This window comes from Lysinibacillus sp. SGAir0095 (genome assembly GCF_005491425.1).
GTDB lineage: Bacteria > Bacillota > Bacilli > Bacillales_A > Planococcaceae > Ureibacillus.
Genome location: NZ_CP028083.1, coordinates 381,742 through 400,961, shown reverse-complemented (window position 1 = coordinate 400,961; position 19,220 = coordinate 381,742). Strand labels below are relative to the sequence as shown.

The window sequence follows — 19,220 nt, the reverse complement described above, 5'->3', positions numbered from 1 at the left end:
GGGCATTCTTAATATGTACTTAATTGAGCTGAAATATTTTTAAAATTTGAAAGTGGCGGGTTTTTTGATGATATTGGCTAGATTATTGAAAAAAGTGGCTAGATTTCGACAAAAAGTGGCTAGATTATTGCCAATGCAGTTAATCATCAATCCCCATTCGAAACTTTATTTTATGGCTTTCCATCTAACAATTAACAATTATATGCCGTATAAAAATACTAGTGAAAATCAAAAATAAGAGCAGTCAAAGGAGGTGTAAAGGATGAAAAAAATTACGAGCGTCCTTCTATTTTGTGCCTTACTCCTGTTTTCGTCTAGTTATTCTGTACAGGGGCAAGAAATCAAAATGTTCAAGGAGCCACCATTCGAGTATTATAAGGTTTCTAAAGGGGATTCTTTCTGGTTTATCGCCAAAAGATACGGGCTGGATTATAAGGAATTAATGAGGCTGAACCCCTCAGTTGACCCACTGAATATGCAGGTTGGTTCAACAATTCGCTTAAAGGATTCCGGTAAACCGGTGGCAAGCTTTGAAGAAGAAGTCGTTCGTTTAGTGAATATCGAAAGACAAAAAGCGGGATTGGGTCCTCTTCAACATCGAGCAGATGTGAAAAATGTTGCTGAAAAGAAAGCGATGGATATGATCAACAGCAATTATTTTAGCCACACGAGTCCCAACTACGGCAGTCCTTTTGATATGTTGAAAAGTTTCGGTATCTCCTATAGAGCTGCTGGTGAAAACATTGCAAAAGGACAAAAATCACCACAAGAGGTAATGAATTCCTGGATGAACTCCTCTGGACACAGAGCCAATATTCTAAACGGCCAATACAATGCGATTGGTGTCGGTTACTATAACGGCGCGTGGGTTCAAATGTTTATTCAATCATAATATAAAGTAGCCCATTTTTAGAAATGGGCTACTTTTTTTAAGCTGATTTGACCAAAAATTATTTTCTTCCAGCTACCCAATTCATGCCCCAGTTATAGGCTTGGTCCATATTCTTATGGCCATTAAAGTACTCAACAAGACGCTCCACTTTAAAGGTTTCGTCGTTGACATTTTCAATCATGGCAATGGCACACATAATTTGCCCATTTTTGTGCTCATCCAGCCTCACTTCAATGTCTGGACCTGCAGGGTACTTTAATGTCACAACACCGTCCGCCTGTGACCAATTCGCTACACCTTCATAGATAAACGCATATACTAAAACACGTTTAATTTCAGAAATCTTGCTTCCATTAATGCGCAGGTTTTCTCCCCCTGTAGCCGTACCAGTTCGATCATCTGCATCCAATTGGACATATGGATAGCTTTCGTAAGATCCGAATGCCTTCCCTAAAGCCTGTACACAGCCCTTTTCCCCATTTTTCAACTCATATAAACAGCCTAAATCAAGATCTACATTATTTGACTTACCTAATAAAGAAGAAAGGAAGCCCCCAGATTTTTTACCAGCATTTTGCTGATTCCAATTTAGATTGACTAAAATTTCACCAAGTACTTGGTTGTTTTTGGTCAAATTAATGGATTGTCCTTTTTTCTTTAACTCGATTTTATTTAAATTCACCATTTAATGTAGCCTCCCAATTTTTATAGGTACTTTCATTGCGGATTCCGATTATTTCGCCTATCTGAACTATTCCTTCATGAACTTAAAACCACTACCTCACCAGGTTTAGCTCCAATATATTTCGAAGCAGCTCCTCGGTCGACGTAGCACCCATGCCGTTTAGCCATATTACCTTTTCATCATCCGGCTGCTTTTCGTAAAGCTCACCGTGTAGTTGGCTATAGCCATAATCGGCATCGATAATCATATCGTAGTCCATCATAGAATCCCCTGCTGCCACATGTAGGTCATAGTCCACGAAGTTTTGTAAATATTGAACGGCATAAGCTTTATTTAAGCTTGTCGGTAGCACATATAGTTTTCTACCGTGCAGGAAAATACTCCAGCCCATTGGTGCTAGCTCCTTCTGAAATGCTGCAAGCTCTCCACGTGGCACCAGCTTTCTATCGACACGGAACATATAAAATAAATCTTCGATGTAAAATTCCCTTAAAACCCATGACTCGTGACGGATCTTGGCAAACACCCGAATCATTTCTTCTTTTGGCTGAGACTGTTCTGCCAATCGATTTCTCACGATTTTACTCCACTCTAAATCGGGTTTGCCATCGATTAAAATCGTCCCGCCATTACTCGTTATCGCATATTTCGGATTAATATCCTTTGAGAGTGCATGGATTCTTTCATATTCATAAACTGCTCTGGTTGTAACGGGTACAAATAGATGGTCTTTACTAAATTGCTTCAGCAAATCAATAGAATCCCTAGACATATAAGAAACGATTTTTTCCTCTTTATGTTCAACCGGAATCACGTCTCCAGCTATCGGATATGTCTCCATCATTGTATTTGAATAGATTAAAGTACGATCTAAATCGGACGTAAATAGTATCAAAATATATCCCCCTTATAATTCCTTAATGATTCCACAACACGAATAAGACATGTCCTTCCATTCTTCAATCGGCACATTTCGCTCTTTGGCCAGCATTAGGATGTGGGTTAAATCATTCGCATGCTCAGGATTTATGAGGATTTTCCATGGAACACGTCGTAATAACACCCGTGTTGTTTCCCCGACACCCGGCTTGATGAAATTGATATTACGAATTCCGAATAACTCTTGAATCCTCTCAACGGATTTCATCCCTTTCCATGAAGGGGTTGTATCCTCATTTCCTAGTTCCTCAAGCTTTTCCATTACTTCGTTTTGCACCACTTCGAATTCGCTTGCTAACGTATCCACGTAAAGATTGGAAACGTCCGCATCTTCTAATTCCTTGTAATACTTCGCACCATGGAAATCATTTTCATCCATGATGTCATGGTTCAATACAGTACGACTGACTAAGCCTGAAACAGTTGAATTTAGGCAAGCAGATGGAATTAAAAAATCGTCCCGTGTCCCATAAATACTTACACAATGACCAGGGTCCGCCAAAACACTTAGACTCGGGTCCAATTTCTTGCCATGCTTCTCAGTATAAGCCTTACATGATTTTTCTAACTCTTTAGTAATGGCCCCTTTTCCTGTCCAGCCATCAACAAATTGAATTTTTGCCTCCGCATGTTGGTCAAAAATATAGTCAATCGCCGTCTCATCAAATCCTCGCCCACGAATAATCGAGATCGAGTAATGCGGGATTTCCACTTTATATTTAAATGCTAAATACCTCTTAATCAATATGCCAATTGGTGTGCCAGCTCTTGCCAAGCTCACAAGCACAAGATGCTCAAGACCGTTTCTTTCCTTGATTTGCTCGGCAACGACGCCGACCGCGATGGCCACACGTTTTGAGTATTGATCTAACGTATCATGAAATAATGATAGATATTCTTTCGTTGGTTGGTATTCTACCGGCAGCATTTCCGAATAATGTGTACCCGATTGAATCAGTTTTTCTCTTTCCTCTGACTTTCTTTCAATCTTAAAATTGCTGATATCCCGTAATAAAAAAACGACATCCTTTTCCAGGTAGCTTCCCATTTTATCCGGTTTCACAATTGGTTTGTTCATACATATTGCCTCCATGCTTTTGTCGTTGGCGTTTGCTCCTCTACTCTACGATTTCTGTCATATTGACTATATTGATAAAGGGGATGTTCACTTTGCTTAACTCTTCGATTAGTGGGCTTGCCGCTTCTAGTGAAGACATTCTTTCAAAAATAATAAACACTTCATCATATTGATTTGGTTGGATATTATACAGGTAGTTGGTTACCCCTTGATTCTCGGGACTATCAAAGATGAATTTTTGCCTAATCGTATAGTCATTTAGGTTTGTATGATAGATGGGACTACGTGTTGTTGAATGAAAATATACACCCTCCCCCATTTGAGAAGCAAGATACATAGGCAAATACATGAATTCTCCCGTACCAATGACTAATGTTTTTTCACCGCGCCTTTTTTCTTTCACGTAGCTCGCCACTGCCTGGATGCGGTTTGAAAACTCTTTTTCCTTTTCAATAGAAAGACCAAATCTTCCTGTTGCATGCAAATAACTCGATTTGTTTATAATCCCATTGACACTAGTTGAGGCACTTTGTTGAAAGTTCTCTGATGATAATAGATGACAAACAGGTAAATAAACCACTTCCGGCCTAAAAGTATTTTCTGTTTTCAATCCATTTTCTTCTGTTGATGGTGTTCCACTTACGGAAACCACGCCGTCTATTAATGAAATCGTATGAATCGTGATGTCTAGTTCTTCTTCTAATTGACGGTATCGCTCACGATGCTCCGGTGTTCGCCAATCTAAAATCGAAACAACTGTAAACTTATTTTTTAAAGGGTACTCGGCTTTGATTGTCCGAATAATATTGATTGCCGTTTTTCCTGTTGTGACTTCATCGTCAACCAGCACCACTTCACTATCGTCTTGGAAAAATTCCGAATCCAGTGCATAGACTCTATGACTTGTTGCATGAGAATGCTCTTCTTCAAAATTAATAATGGACTGGAGATTGTCAATTTGTTCTCTTGTTGTATGGATGTACTTAGCATGATTGCTAAATGTACTAAAAACCGCATGACCCAGTGCTGTTGCTGTTTCTGCAAAGCCGACAAAAGTTGTTGCCCTTGGAAGTGTAACTGGGTCTTTTTGAAGTGAAGCCCATATTTCCTCCAGCCCTTCATTTGTTTGAATGGCCTTTGCAATTTTTTCGGCACGTGCGTCGCTTTCTCCATGAACAACTTCTAAATAGCGTATCGCTAGTAAACTTCCTACAAGCAAAGGTATTTTAGGGTTGACGGCAAGATGCTTTCCTAAAACCTTGCTCACAAATAAGAAGCTTCTGTTTTTATTAATTCTTGCTGCCATTTGAAATAACTGTCCTAGCTGAAAATTGTAGGGATTATTCATCACTTCAACTTCAACAGTCAGATTATTTAATACATGATATACTTCTTTATTTTCAACAGGTTTCAGCGTCATCGCTCCCAATCGTTATTCTTCATCGTCTTCTATAATGATACTTGTATAATCCTGGTGCTCATTAAATACGCCAAACGCTTTTGCTCTTAGTAAAATGCGTTTTGCCCAATAATAATGAGGCTTCACTTCATTCATCTTATTTTGATACTGGCTTTTCAGCACCCCCACATTTCCTTCCGCATTATCGATAATACTTAGTGCATCCATATATTCTTCGTGCGTCACTGTATAAAGGGCATGAACAGGTTTGATATGCGTTGGGTGGATTATCGTTTTGCCGATAATGCCATTTAGTTTATCTAAAATGACTTCGTTAATAAGTCCATCCAGGAATTGGTTTATTAATTCATTACGTTTTTTAAGGCCCGTGTTGCCATTTCTGTCTTCGAACGGACTGACACGAAGCTGGGGTTTTAAAATTCGTTCTTCTTTCGAAAAGTACTCCCAAACCGGACCAGAAATGACATAGCCATCCTGCTGTCTATTAAAGACATTTAATATATCGGCTAAACAATCTCTGATAATCGAAACATCATAAATTGTCGTATCTACATTTCTTCGAATCCCATACAATCCACAAAAGTCTGTACAACCAACTCGTATGTTTAGAATATATTTACTATAGGAATCGATGATCTCCTTCGTTTTTAATAACGATTCCAGTCGATCTTCTTTATAGATAAAATCAGTAGATTCCAAGATCGGCATGGCATACAGAACGATATCCTCCGTGTTGATTGCGTCCAGTATTTCTAGATATTCCCTGCCATTTTTAGGAGAGAACTTCGGAAAAACATATCCAGTTAACACCCTATTATATACGCCAATTCTTGAACTCATTCGCTTAAACTGTTCAGGCGTTCGGACTCTTACAAAGATAAGAGGCAAATCCTCGAATGTGATGATGTGATTTTCCAGTGCATAATAGATGGTTTCTAGATGCTTGACTAAAAGTTCCTCTGCTTCCTCCAACTGGTTATCCCCAACTGCATCCTCTAAATCAATCACCATCGAAACCAGTTCTTTAAATTTCTTTGTAATCACATCCTGAGCAATACTTTCTTTTGTTGCCGGCATATAAAGAGTTGCACCCACCATATAAGAAAGAACTTCTTTTTCTGAATACTTAGTAAAGGACTCTGGTTGCTTATAAAAGATTTTCTCCAATCTTTCAGGTGTCTCAAAACTAAAATGTTTCATCCCATTCCCCCAAACTGTTCGTATTAGAAAAACACAACTCGACCCAAATTGGCCGAGTTGATGTTTTTCTTATGCGGATAACCTTAAAAATTATCTATCCGTTAAAGAAAAGCTACCGCTTATACAGCAGTAGCTAAATCTATTGATTTAAACTAGTAGATTACTTTTCTGTAATCTCTGTATCTACTAATTTTTTCTTATTAATGAAATGAATAATAAATGTAATGGCAAACGCTAATAGTAAAATGATGAAGAACAACCAGTGTTCTAAATGGAATCCAAATACACTCGCTAACATTTTTAAGGAGATAATACCGATTAATATAAATGCTGTATTCTCTAATTCAGGGACTTTCTCAATAAGCGTAAGGAATATCCCGGCAACTGTACGCATCATGATAATTCCTAGCATCCCACCTAGTAAAAGAACCCAAACCTGATCAGAAATTGCGAATGCCGCTAGGATGGAATCGACTGAAAAGGCAATGTCCATTAACTCAACAGAGATTACGGTTGCCCAGAACGTACCAAATAGGCGAACTAATAAAGTATCTTTTTTAAACTCTTTTGCTTCATCATCCTCATCTCCACCCTTTTTGCGGAAATGGGCGTAAACAAGCCACCCTAAATAAAGAGCTCCTAATACTTTAATGAACCAGAATTTGATGAGGTAAACACCAATTCCGATGAACAGGAAACGGAAGAAGTAAGCACCCAGCATCCCGTACATAAGTGCTTTCTTTCTTTGTTTCTCTGGAAGATGCTTAACTAATACCGCTAGTACAAGGGCATTATCTGCAGATAATAGACCTTCAATGACTACCAGCGATCCGATTAATCCCCATGCAACAGGGTCTGTTAACACTTCGCCCCACATTTCCCAATCAAAAAACATGGCATATGTGCTTAGTATTTGATTTATAATGTCCAAAGTCGTATTCCTCTCGCTTTACATAATCTCTCTTATTATTAATTCATTTTTAGAGCGTTTTATGCATTTAGTCCGTATGCATTTACTAAGGCTTGTAAACCGCCTTGGTAACCAGAACCAACCGCATTAAATTTCCAATCATTTCCATGCTTATAAACCTCACAGAAAACAACTGCCGTTTCAATACTGAAGTCCTCTCCTAAATCATAACGCAGCACTTCAGCACCTGTATCTTCATTTACTAAACGAACAAATGCATTTGATACCTGACCAAAGTTTTGATGACGCACTTCTCCATCATGGATCGTTACAGAAATGGCTACTTTTTGTACATCATGGGGAATTTTTGAAAGGTCAATTTTAATCTGTTCGTCATCTCCATCGCCTTCACCAGTTCGGTTATCCCCTGTATGAGTAACTGAACCGTCAACACTGCGTAGATTGTTGTAGAAAATAAAATCTAATTCACCTCTACATTTACCACTTGCATTTAAAAGAAAGGCAGATGCATCTAAGTCGAAATCTTGGCCACCATCAAATTGTTTAATATCCCACCCTAAACCAATAATAATGCGTTGTAAAGATGGGTCCGTTTTGGTTAAATCAATACGTTGACCTTTGCTTAATTGAATTGCCATATTGAATTCCCCCCTACATATATTTTAGAATAATCAATCAATTTCATTAAAAAGTAACACAGTAACTAAGTATCAGTCACTGTGCTACATATCTAAAAAATTAACCTACCTGTAAACCAAAGTCATTACATAATGCTGCTAGGCCGCCTTGGTAGCCTGAACCAATCGCACTGAATTTCCATTCGCCATTATGACGGTAAAGTTCACCAACAACTACTGCTGTTTCGATACTGAAATCTTCTCCTAAATCATAGCGAATGATTTCTTGTTTTGTATCATCATTTACTACACGAATAAATGCATTTGATACCATACCGAAGTTTTGTGTTCTAGCTTCAGCTTCATGAATTGTTACAGTGAACGTAATTTTTTGTACACTTTCAGGTACTTCTTTAAGGGCGATTTGAACTTGCTCGTCATCTCCGTCCCCTTCACCAGTTAAGTTATCGCCAGTATGGACTACCGAACCATTTCCACCTGTTGTTTGGTTATAGAATATAAAATCTTGAGGACCTGATACTTTACCAGTTGCCTCTAACAAGAATACAGATGAATCTAAATCAAAATCATTTCCGCCATCATACTTATTCGTATCCCATCCAAGTCCAACTGTTATTTTAGAGAGACCCGGATTTGTTTTAGTTAAATCAACCTTTTGACCTTTTGCTAGAGAAACTACCATTTAAAATCCTCCTAGTTATTGAATAGTTTTTGTTTATTTCAAAAATCATGTATAACGGTTACAGATCGCTGACAGGCCAGGATCTGTTGTACCAGTTCCAACCGCAGCAAACTTCCATTCATCGTTATGACGATAAATTTCACCTGTTATTAATGTTGTCTGACCAGAATAGTTATCAGATAAGTTATATCGAACGATTTCTTCGTTGGTTTGTGGATTCACCACTCGAATGTACGCATTTTTAATCATGCCAAAATCTTGTTTTCTTCTTTCACAGTCATAAATATTTACAACGAAAACCAATTTGTTATATTGTGACGGGATATTTTTCAAATCAACAATAATTGTTTCGTCATCGCCGTCGCCCTCACCTGTTAAATTATCACCAGAGTGAGCAACCGATCCATTATTGCTTTTTTTGTTACCAAAGTATATGAGATCCTTTTTGTCTGTAAAACGGTCATTTTGTAGCATAATTACCGACGCGTCACAGTCCACATCTGGTCCAGAAGATTTAAAAAAGCTAAATCCTCCCGATTTCCCTACAGGGTCCCATCCTAAACCGACTACTACACGACTTAAATCAGTCTTCCCTTTTGTTAAATCAATCCGTTGACCTTTTTGCAAGTTAATCGTCATGAGTTGCATTCCCTCCTTAAAACAATTAAAAATATTAGTTTTCCATTTCGCTAAATCAGTATGTACGAATATTTACTTGTTTAAATCAGTAAATTAATATACCCACTATTAGTCTAGTTAGAAAAAAGTAGTAAGTAAATGATATTCCCTTTTTTTAACATTTATTTTACAATGAACACCTTTATAAACATTAAATTCCCAACTAGTTAAATATTAGTTGTTATACGGGTGGATTTAATTATCGAGAATAAATATGAAGCTGAATTTAAGCGATGAAAAGCTGTATTTAGCGCATTTTTCTGATAATTAACACATTTTCAATGTTACCATATTGGGCATATATTTACAATTAATACACCCACCTATATTTTTCCATAAATTGGTCGAAACTCACACGAATCAATCAACTAAAAAAACCTAACATTAGGTTGAATTCCTAAGTTAGGTCTGTGTGTTTATGAAGTTAGCTGTGTCTGAATAAACAATTACACAGTTACGCCCTTCTTCTTTCGCTCCATAAAGGGCATTATCTGCATTATTAAGTATCTGTGTCAGTGTCTCGTCTAGATTTTTTGTAAATTGTGCTACACCAAAGCTTGCTGTAATTGAAATATTTAGTTCATCTACTACAAGAGGCTCCATTTCAATTGCCTTACGTATTTCATCGGCAACCTTGGCTCCCTCATTTGCTGTATAGCCTTCTAACGCAATGACAAATTCTTCCCCACCATAGCGCGCAAAAATTCCAACCCGCTCTAGATGTGTGCGGCAAATTTCTGCCACATGCTTTAATAATTGATCGCCAATCAAATGACCATATGTATCATTCACTTTTTTAAAGTAATCAATATCAAATAAAATGACAGTCAAGGGGATTTGCGCAACTTTGGCTTGAGCCAGCCTTTGTTCACAACGCTGGAAAAAAGCCCGTCGATTATAGATTTGAGTTAGTTCATCAAAATAGGCATGCCGCTCCAATTGTGATTGAAGCCTTTTTAGCTCCGTAATTTCTGTAAAAATAATCAGCAATCCTTTTTTAGTATCCCCATGCTGCAGTGTGGCTGTACGAATCTGATAAATATTCCCGGAAAGTTCAATTTCAACTTTCATTTCCTGCTTATTATCGATAGCTTCTATAGGAAATTCATTAGAACCCCTTGATACTTCTAACCAAACAGCCGTAATATCCTGTCCGATCATGGATTTATTTAATTGTGGGAACATCCTTTTACTTTCTTCATTAAACTCGATTAAATGGTATTCATCATCCAAAACAAGGACACCATCGCTTATACTATGGAAAATGGCATCCTTGGCAATCGGCATAACAGTAAATAAGCGAGTAGAGCTAATCGACCATAAATATAAGATAGTAGTTAACCAAAGAACCATTGGCACAGGGTCGAAGCCTGGAGGAGTTAAACCAATTAAGTAAATAAAAGCCGTCACCATCGGAACGAATTGACCAAGCATTAAGGCTAGGACCTGCGGACGATATATCTTCGCGCTTTCTTTCCATCTGACGATTAATAGTAAGAAAGCCGCTAGCATACATCCAAAGGTAAACATACCATGAACCAAATACCAGATACCGATCTCGAGTATGCTAAATGGTGCACCTAGTGTTGGATGAACGATAAACTCTTTATAATGAAGATGGTGAAAATCATTGGTTGCAACCATAATCAAGCTAATCAAGGGAATGGCAAGCAAGAGCATAATCCGTTTTCTTGTTACTTTCACGCCTAGATACTGCATGATAAATAGTAATCCAAGGGGTGATGAAAACGGCATCCCAATATATTGTATAATGGTCCAAAATTTTATTTCCTGTATGTTCGAAGCAGTTAGCCCAAAAGCGGCTGCAAAGCAATAAATCGTTATACTTAAGCAATACAGAGCAAAGACATTTTTAATATTCGTATATTGATGCCGCTTAAAAAAAACATACGAGCATAAATACAAATTCAGAATACCCGATGTACAAAACAATGTAATATAGGTTGTTAAGTGAGAAGTCACGATTTTTTCCTCTTCAACTTATTTTTTCTTAAATGTAGCATATTTACTATCTGTTGTGGACTATTATATCAATATAATGGCTATCATCGCTAACTTGCGTAATTAATTGTTCGATTCATAAAATCTTATACTTCTTTTAGCATTGAATTGATTTCATTTAAAGCGTTCGATGTTTTCGTTTCTTTCATTTCATTTTTCGCCTCAACCGGTGTTTCATCTCCATTATCTGTACAACCTACCGTAAAACTTAGTAAACCAATTAAACTCATCAATAGATATAAACGTTTTCGCATATTTTCCCTCCACTTTTGTTATTTGGTTTATTTTTTACATTAGGTGTTAAAATATGCGAATAAAACTGATTTTGATGGAATGTTTTCTACATAAACAATGAACTATTTTCTATTTATTTCTAGTATCTTCTAAAAAACGCAACCTTGTACCCTTTAAAAAGCGAACGTATGTGCTATAATTTAGTTGTAATAGTTTATGGACCTTGAAGATTGGTTGGCTCACACTTCTTAAAGGAGAGGTGGTGATGCCATGACAGTTGCTGAAACGCTTATGTTTGCCGTCGGTTTTTCAGCTTTGATTGTGTCGGTTCTATCTTTCAATCATAAAAAATAACCCCTCCTATAGACGGTTGAACGACTAGATGGGTTAATTTCTTTGAAATTGCCAATCCTCTTTTTGGGACTAGCCTATTACACTTGACTGCTTGATGTTGCAGCATCAGGCAGTCATTTTAAATTATGAAATTCGTATCTTTAGTATACCAGATTTTCTGCTTCCCTAACAAGGTTGGAACGAATTGAAGCCTTTTGATTTTGTATAGAGCTTTTGTACTTTTACCTACTGCATCAACTCTTGAAAATTCTTCAATAAGAATTTCTTTCCTATCTCATTGAATAGTATCTTTTGATATTCCCGACCGTTAAATGTCCGGGTTTCGCTTTCAATTCCATAACCCTCAGATTTGCCATTAGTAATTGTTGTCCTATGTCCTTTTTCATCAACTTCCTCACTCAAGATGCCCTTCTCTTTTAGTTTTTTATTGATCATTGCCCCCGTTATTTTTTTACTTACGGATGGATCAATGACTGCATTAATGACTTTCGCAAATTCATTTATTCCTATGCTTCCTGATGGTAAATCCACCAATGCTAACCTTTCATCCGTTATATTAAACTTGGTTGGTTTGCTTCTTTGGCGGTTTGTTCTCTCAATTTCATATGAAATATAGTCAGTGAGAAAAAATAATGGTCGAATAACTTGAGGATTATGTAGGAAGCTTTCATCTTGAATCGGTGAATCGTCTAAAGGATTGATACCACTTGCTATTTTTAGTAGAAGATTTTTGGATTCCATCAATTTTTTCGTTTCATGCACCATCTCTTCAACCTTTCTTAAGGAGGTATCTTTTATCAACAGCTTCTAAAAACGGTTTATGACATTTTAAGGTTTCTATATAGATATCTATGAAATTCTCAGGAACTTTTCCATATAAAACGTAAAATGCGTCGTTGCCATAGTTAACCATATAACTGTTTTCAGCATCCACCTCAGGAATATCTAAATAGGCGACAAAACGATCAATCACGATTCTTTCAATATCAGCGTTAAACATATAATAATGGGAAGAACCGTCTATTTTAACTAAACATACTATTCCGTAACCATTGTCAGCACTCACTTCGAAATCTTTATTTTGGGCAATTACTTTTTTTCTCTTGGCGTAATTATAATTGCAATTATTACACCATCCCTTGCACCTGCCTGTATTGTACTCATATTGTTCAAAGGCTTTTTCCTTACACCGTGGACATTCCACTGTCGATACAATAGTTTGCATATCTTCCGCTCCTTCGCTTTTCGAATTTTCAGAATCAGATCTTTATAGCAGTATCTTTGAGGAATTATGAGGTAATCTTTGGAGTTAATCTTATTCTAATCCCTTGATTTTGAAAGTCAAACACCCATAAATCCGGTATTTAGATTAAAAATGCTCAAAAGTTAAATTTGCTTTCTTTTCCCTAGTTCAAAATTCATTTTTCGACCATAAAGTCTTCAAAAAAATATTTTGAAGACTTTTCAGTTAAAACCGTATGTAAAAAAATAAGCCCCCAAATACCAATTTAGGGAGCTATAAATGAATTATTTAATTGGTATTACAACTTTTGCCGTTGTAACCTTTTCATCTGTTGAATGGATCAAGATTTCACCGTTGTATTTTCTTACTACCTCTTTCACAATAAACAATCCTTGTCCACGAACTTTCCCTTCTTCAGTAGGCTTAGTAGAAAATCCTTGTTTAAAAATCTCGGTATCTCCCACTATTTTTGGACCTGTATTTGTAACCTCAAACAGATAATGGGTATCGTTAGCATCACACAAGATAGATATTATCCTTGGTTGTTCGGATAACTCTCTAGTGGCATCAATCGCATTATCTATTAAATTTGATAGAATTTTTATCATATCGGTCGTTTTTATGAGTTGATATGAATTCTGTGTTACCTTGGTTTCCATTGCAATTTGGTGATTTTGGGCAGCAATCTTTTTCGATTTTAACAAGATGGCAAGGCCAGGATGCTCAATTGTAGAATTAATCGACTCGATCAATTGAACCTCATTTGACAGGGAGTCCAAGTATTGCAGTGCTTTCTCCGACTCTCCTATTGTTAGAAGTCCATGGATGACTTGTATATGATTTGAGTAATCATGTCTTAAGGAAGAAACCGAGCTAAGTAACGTTTGAATTTCCCCTTGATAAGTATCTTCCGTATTCTCCACTTCTTTCTTTACTTCCCTTTGGTACCAGTTTTGAATAAAATACGATGAAATAATGACAATTAAAAGAAATACAGAATTTATCAGGAAGATAATCATGTTGTTTTCTTGTACACTTTCGTTGATGCCATTAATCTTTTCAGTACTAATATCAATCCCAATAAAACCTATTATATTATTATTTTCATCGATAATCGGTGCTCCGACAGACAGATACTTTCCATGCTGAGGATCATCAATAATCTCCGATGTATACGGTGCCCCATCATAATAAGCAAGACGTACTTGTTCCTCTGGAAGTGTACAAATCATTCCAATGTCTAATAGATTTTGTTTTTCTTTGGGCAAACCTAAAATCATCGCATGCGATACCTTTGGATTGTCAATTTTTAAAGTGTAAACGAATAAAGCACCTATGTCTTCTCTAATATTGTTTAATTGATCATTAATCTTCCAGTAATAGTCATTTTTTTCTGGATTGCTTAGAAATTTTTTATATGTATCAATATCGATTTTTGCGGAAACCGCTTTGGCTGTGTCCAAGGTTTGGTTTGCAATTGCTTCTTGAACAGTGGCTTCTATATTCTGCTCTGTTACATAAAAGCTAAAAACATTAAATACTACCAATAATACGGCCGATATTACTAGAATTAGTTTTATTTTATTATTTTTCATTACTATGTACTTCCTTAAATTATTTCATTCAGTATTATAGTACTATAGCAACCACTTTTTTAAAACAAATAAATGATGGGACTAAAGAGTTACCTCTTTATGTCCCACAGTTTTTTTCAAGTATTAGAATAGCCTCATCAAACAAACGTCAACTAATTCCAAGCAGTTCGTTCACTCATTGGTCGTTGTTTCCGCGCATTAGTTTGATTCCCAAACGTATTTTTCGATTCATAAGCATCTAAATTGGCATCCTGATGAATCTCTGAAGCAAACTCCTCATGATTGTTTTTGGCTTGTTTGTTCTGATTGACTAGTAGCTTATCCATTGCACAAACATTCCCTTCCGTATTGGAATTATTAATCGTGTTATTCGCTTCTACATCTGGTATAGCTATCCTTCTCACTTGAATAGCAACAAATAGAAAAAATTTTCGAAAAGCTTCTTCTATTTGTTACTCAAATAGTTTGTCCAGAATTGGATAATTTATTGTAGTAAAAAAACCACCATTTTGGTTAAACGTAAAGTGGATTTCTGAAGATTTTATCCTTCATACCTTTCGATAATTTCTTTTCCTAAGTTATAGAAAGCAGTATATTGACCATCTTCGTCCCACTTTTGTTTGAAGGTTGAATATTGTTTAGGATAATCAGCTGCCAATGCCACTTGGTTATTCTCCTTAAATATCGAGCTAAACACATGCGTGGACATTCCCTTTTTTAACTTCCCTAAAGTGTTTTTATGTACCATTGAATCTTCTCTAAATTTCGTCACAACAATTCCCAATGCTTCAATTTTAATATCCATATTATCTGAAAATTCCTGTATGCGATCCACAACATAGGGAATGCCATATGTAGAAAGGAGATCAGGGATTGTGGGAATGATATAGCCATTCGCAATTCGAAGACCGTTTAATGTAATAATCCCCATATTCGGAGGACAGTCAATTAGGATATAATCGTAATTATATTTGATAGGGCGTATGGCTTTTTTTAAGATTTCGATTGGATTATCTGAATAAAACGGTCCTGTCGGCATTTTGGCCAAAACGTCTTGAATATTGATTAAATCTAAACTTGATGGAAGTAAATCCAAGTTTTTTACGGAAGAAATATTAGAGACATTTTTTTGTAGTGTTTTTTCAAGTAGAAATTTGGATTCGTCAGGGTCCAATGCTTCTTCAAACAGAGTAGCTAATGTATAGCCATTTTGATTTAACTCTTTCCAACGTCGATCGCCGATTAACATCACAGTTGCATTCGTTTGTGGATCTAAATCAATTAGCAATACTTTCTTTTTAAACTCCGATGTCAGCACTTCTGCAAGGCCAACAGTCGTAGTTGTTTTTGCTACGCCACCTTTTAGGTTAATTGTCGGTATCACAATTGCCATTTAATCTCCCCTTTCCTATGTCAAATAAGCTTTTTACACTTGTTTTTCCAGCCCTCCTAAGCCATAACTATTGAATCTTTCATTCGCCGTTTCTATTACAATTCCATTAATGTAAATTGCCTTAAGACAAGGTATGTCTTTTTCTTACGTTTCATTAATCATTAAATGTTTTTACAATTTCCTACTTCAAACGCAAAATAAGACATTTCTCGGGAAATAAATAACTTTATTGTTTGGAAATGTTGAATGACAGTGAAATCTGGTATACGAATATATTGTTATATGAACTCTCATTAATGGAAAAATTTATAGTATAATTATAGTCAATGCAACTAGAAAAAAGTAAGGGTGATCAAATGTTTAATAGTAAAGCGGTACTAATACCAATGTCGATACTATAAATAGCGCTTATTCGCCAAGTAGCCATCAATTGGGGAGTAAATACTAGTGCTATGCTGTTTAATTTGTTAGGTGTAATTTTTATAGGAATGTTTCTACTAAACTCTTTATTTATTTCAAGAAAGAAACGAAAAATCGGCAATTGATTGCAATACATAAAATTTCATACACTTTCTTTGTTTTGAATGCTTTTTTATAGAAGAAAACCAACACTTAATAATAAGCATTGGTTTTCCTTCATAATCTATTTAAATGTGTGATAAACCTTCATTTCTAGCAAAAACTTTCTGTCCTTTACAATACGTTGCTGCGATTTGATAAGGGAATTGATGATTCTCATATAGTGAATCTTTATGCCTCGCTAATATGGCATCCTTCGTCACCAAAAAAGGCACTTCTTCTACAATGGCAAAATCAGCGTCATAGCCTACCTCAATACGTCCCTTACACTCAATACCAAAACGAACAGCAGGTGCCTCGGCTGTTAATTTTGCCACTTCGGTTAAAGGTAACCCTTTTTCTTTTGCTACCTCTAAAACAGCTAACAATGTAAACTGACCACCGTTTATGCCTCCCCAGGCTTCAAAGAAAGTACGGTTCGATAAATCCTTTAACTCCGGGGAACATGGAGAATGATCTGATGTAACAAAGTCAATCTTGCCATCTGCAACTAACTCGATCATTTCTTGTTGAATACTTGGTGCTCGTAATGGTGGTGCACATTTTGCATAAACACCATGCTCTTTAAAAGCTCCATCATTGAATAATAAATAATGACTGCAGGTTTCCAGTGTCACATTAAGCCCACGCATCTTTGCTTCATTGATTACTCGGACAGCATCTGGGCTACTAATATGAACAAAATGCAAGGCACACCCTGTAATTTCTGCGTAAGCAATTGCTCTTTGAACCGCCTCAACCTCTGCGATAATTGGACGGGATTCACAGTAGTCCTTTGGTTCAAGCTGACCACCCGCTATTTTTTGACTGGCTAAATGATGCGTCATTTCATCACTTTCTGCATGCAGGGCCAAAATTTTGCCGAGACGGCTAATTTCCTTCATCCCATTCAGTAAAGCAAGATTATCAACACATTTAAAAGGCTCAAAACCAGAGTTTGAAATAAAGGCTTTAAATCCAATTACCCCACGCTCTGAAAGACTTTCCAGCTCGCTAATATTTTCCGGCACCAGCCCTCCCCAAAATCGATAATCGATTACTGATTTTTCTGCTGAAAGTTGTTCCTTCAACTCCAGCGCTGGCACATCAATCGTTGGCGGGTTACTATTTAACGGCATATCAAAATACAGTGTTGCCCCGCCTGCTGCAAGCATTCGAGAGCCGGTTTCAATTCCTTCCCACTCGACGTTACCAGGTTCGTTAAAATGTACATGGGCATCGATAGCTCCAGGTAGAACAATTTTCCCCTCCAACTCTACAGTCGAGACACCATCACTCATAATCTCAGAGGAAATTTGAACAATTTTGCCATCCTTCACTGCAATATCACAAAGAGTTACTTGATGTGGCTCAACCACTGCTCCACCTTTTAAAATGAGATCGAATGTCATGTTTATGCCTCCTTAACTGCAATGTATGAAGGAACATCATAATAATCAAGTGCAGCTTGAACTCCCTCTCCGCGTTTTGGTTCAAAGCCGTTGCGAATTAAAGCTGCCTCAAGAGCTTGTAGCACTTTTAAAATATTTTCTTTACGGCAGCTATAGCCCATTGTCCCAATGCGCCAGATTTTCCCTTGCAGCGGACCGAATGAGGAGGCAATCTCAACGCCGAATTGCTCCAACATCACTTTACGGACATTTTCTCCATCTACTCCATCAGGAATTTCAACACATGTTACAGGAGTTAGCTTACATGTCGGATCTCCGTATATCGTAAGCCCCATTGCTTCCAATCCTTTTATAAGGGCTGCTTCATGATAGCTGTGACGAGCAAAGCGTTGTTCTAATCCCTCTTCTAAAACGATCCTTAACCCTTCACGTAAAGCATAAATCATGGATGTTGCTTCTGTATGATGATTTAGGCGACGTGGACCCCAATAATCCTGAATCATCGCGAGATCAAAGTAGTTGCTGCGAATTATGTTAGTCCGTTTAAGCCTAAACTCTTCTTCTGTTGCAATCCCATACTCGATTTTTTTGCGTCCTTGAATAACTGCTTCCACACGCTCATTATACGTAATCGGTGCCATCCCGGCAGGAATCGATAAGCATTTCTGTGTACCAGCAATAACGCCATCAATACACCATTCATCCACCGGAATATTGACACCACCAATTGTAGCTACTGCATCAACAATAAGTAGCACATCTTGCTCACGGCATGCCTTCCCTAAAGCATCTAATGGCTGCATACAACCCGTAGACGTTTCTCCATGAACAATCGCCACTATTTTCGGTTGGAGTTCTTTCATTTTGTCAACAATCATCTGCTGTTCAAATACACTTCCCCACGCTGTTTCTAACGTGTGCACTTCTGCCCCATAGCGCTCGCAAATCTCTACAAGCAAATGACCGAAGCGCCCAAAAATTGGTACCAATACTTTATCTCCTGGTTCAATGACACTTGCAAGGAGTGCTTCATTTCCGGAACGGGAGGTTCCATCAATTGGAAATGCCCACCTATTTTTCGTTTGGAATAATTCTCGAAGCATCTCCATTACTTCATTCATCATATTGGTGAAGACCGGGTCGAACTGTCCTAAAATAGGCGTACTCATGGCCTGTAAAACACGTGGGTCCACCTCTACAGGACCTGGTGTCATGATTGTTCTTAAGGGGGTTTGCAATTGCTTATAGCTCATCCTATTTCACTCC

General features: G+C 37.1%; 18 protein-coding genes and 1 pseudogene. 1 reads left to right on the top strand and 18 read right to left on the bottom strand.

Annotated elements, in window-relative coordinates; genetic code table 11:
- Window positions 1–262 precede the first annotated feature (262 nt).
- Window positions 263–892: a CAP domain-containing protein gene (locus tag C1N55_RS01940; protein ID WP_137727242.1), complete on the top strand. Its 630-nt coding sequence runs from the start codon at window positions 263–265 to the stop codon at window positions 890–892.
- A 58-nt stretch (window positions 893–950) separates the two neighbouring features.
- Here the strand turns inward: C1N55_RS01940 and C1N55_RS01935 are convergent.
- From C1N55_RS01935 to C1N55_RS01860, 18 genes and pseudogenes are all read right to left on the bottom strand, one after another.
- Window positions 951–1,574, bottom strand: a pseudogene (locus C1N55_RS01935) (TerD family protein); the annotation flags it as partial.
- A 94-nt stretch (window positions 1,575–1,668) separates the two neighbouring features.
- Window positions 1,669–2,472, bottom strand: coding sequence for an HAD family hydrolase (locus C1N55_RS01930; RefSeq protein WP_137727240.1), 804 nt, complete (start codon window positions 2,470–2,472; stop codon window positions 1,669–1,671).
- Window positions 2,473–2,484: 12 nt separating this feature from the next.
- Window positions 2,485–3,594, bottom strand: coding sequence for a cysteine protease StiP family protein (locus C1N55_RS01925; protein WP_137727239.1), 1,110 nt, complete (start codon window positions 3,592–3,594; stop codon window positions 2,485–2,487).
- 40 nt (window positions 3,595–3,634) lie between these two features.
- Complete coding sequence (locus tag C1N55_RS01920) at window positions 3,635–5,014, bottom strand: phosphoribosyltransferase family protein (RefSeq protein WP_137727238.1); 1,380 nt, start codon at window positions 5,012–5,014, stop codon at window positions 3,635–3,637.
- 12 nt (window positions 5,015–5,026) lie between these two features.
- Complete coding sequence (locus C1N55_RS01915; protein ID WP_137727237.1) at window positions 5,027–6,214, bottom strand: HpcH/HpaI aldolase/citrate lyase family protein; 1,188 nt, start codon at window positions 6,212–6,214, stop codon at window positions 5,027–5,029.
- A 160-nt stretch (window positions 6,215–6,374) separates the two neighbouring features.
- On the bottom strand, window positions 6,375–7,145 hold the full coding sequence (locus C1N55_RS01910; RefSeq protein ID WP_137727236.1) for a TerC family protein: 771 nt from the start codon (window positions 7,143–7,145) through the stop codon (window positions 6,375–6,377).
- 59 nt (window positions 7,146–7,204) lie between these two features.
- Window positions 7,205–7,783 carry a TerD family protein gene (locus tag C1N55_RS01905; protein ID WP_137727235.1) on the bottom strand — a complete coding sequence of 193 codons (579 nt, stop codon included), beginning with the start codon at window positions 7,781–7,783 and terminating at the stop codon, window positions 7,205–7,207.
- Between the two features lie 100 nt (window positions 7,784–7,883).
- The gene (locus C1N55_RS01900; protein ID WP_137727234.1) at window positions 7,884–8,465 is read right to left on the bottom strand and encodes a TerD family protein; all 582 of its coding nucleotides are present in this window, start codon (window positions 8,463–8,465) and stop codon (window positions 7,884–7,886) included.
- Window positions 8,466–8,510: 45 nt separating this feature from the next.
- The gene (locus C1N55_RS01895; RefSeq protein WP_137727233.1) at window positions 8,511–9,104 is read right to left on the bottom strand and encodes a TerD family protein; all 594 of its coding nucleotides are present in this window, start codon (window positions 9,102–9,104) and stop codon (window positions 8,511–8,513) included.
- A gap of 441 nt (window positions 9,105–9,545) precedes the next feature.
- Entirely contained in the window at window positions 9,546–11,126 is a 1,581-nt protein-coding gene (locus C1N55_RS01890) for a sensor domain-containing diguanylate cyclase (RefSeq protein WP_137727232.1), read from the bottom strand.
- A 125-nt stretch (window positions 11,127–11,251) separates the two neighbouring features.
- The gene (locus C1N55_RS20410) at window positions 11,252–11,419 is read right to left on the bottom strand and encodes a hypothetical protein (RefSeq protein WP_168193774.1); all 168 of its coding nucleotides are present in this window, start codon (window positions 11,417–11,419) and stop codon (window positions 11,252–11,254) included.
- 559 nt (window positions 11,420–11,978) lie between these two features.
- Window positions 11,979–12,518 carry a hypothetical protein gene (locus C1N55_RS01885; RefSeq protein WP_168193773.1) on the bottom strand — a complete coding sequence of 180 codons (540 nt, stop codon included), beginning with the start codon at window positions 12,516–12,518 and terminating at the stop codon, window positions 11,979–11,981.
- A gap of 4 nt (window positions 12,519–12,522) precedes the next feature.
- The gene (locus tag C1N55_RS01880) at window positions 12,523–12,978 is read right to left on the bottom strand and encodes a hypothetical protein (RefSeq protein WP_137727230.1); all 456 of its coding nucleotides are present in this window, start codon (window positions 12,976–12,978) and stop codon (window positions 12,523–12,525) included.
- A gap of 302 nt (window positions 12,979–13,280) precedes the next feature.
- Window positions 13,281–14,591 carry a GHKL domain-containing protein gene (locus C1N55_RS01875; RefSeq protein WP_137727229.1) on the bottom strand — a complete coding sequence of 437 codons (1,311 nt, stop codon included), beginning with the start codon at window positions 14,589–14,591 and terminating at the stop codon, window positions 13,281–13,283.
- Between the two features lie 152 nt (window positions 14,592–14,743).
- On the bottom strand, window positions 14,744–14,995 hold the full coding sequence (locus C1N55_RS20405) for a hypothetical protein (RefSeq protein WP_168193772.1): 252 nt from the start codon (window positions 14,993–14,995) through the stop codon (window positions 14,744–14,746).
- A 137-nt stretch (window positions 14,996–15,132) separates the two neighbouring features.
- Complete coding sequence (locus C1N55_RS01870) at window positions 15,133–15,984, bottom strand: ParA family protein (protein ID WP_137727228.1); 852 nt, start codon at window positions 15,982–15,984, stop codon at window positions 15,133–15,135.
- A 647-nt stretch (window positions 15,985–16,631) separates the two neighbouring features.
- The gene (allB, locus tag C1N55_RS01865) at window positions 16,632–17,954 is read right to left on the bottom strand and encodes an allantoinase AllB (RefSeq protein ID WP_137727227.1); all 1,323 of its coding nucleotides are present in this window, start codon (window positions 17,952–17,954) and stop codon (window positions 16,632–16,634) included.
- A gap of 2 nt (window positions 17,955–17,956) precedes the next feature.
- On the bottom strand, window positions 17,957–19,207 hold the full coding sequence (locus C1N55_RS01860; protein ID WP_137727226.1) for a pyridoxal-phosphate-dependent aminotransferase family protein: 1,251 nt from the start codon (window positions 19,205–19,207) through the stop codon (window positions 17,957–17,959).
- Window positions 19,208–19,220: the final 13 nt, after the last annotated feature.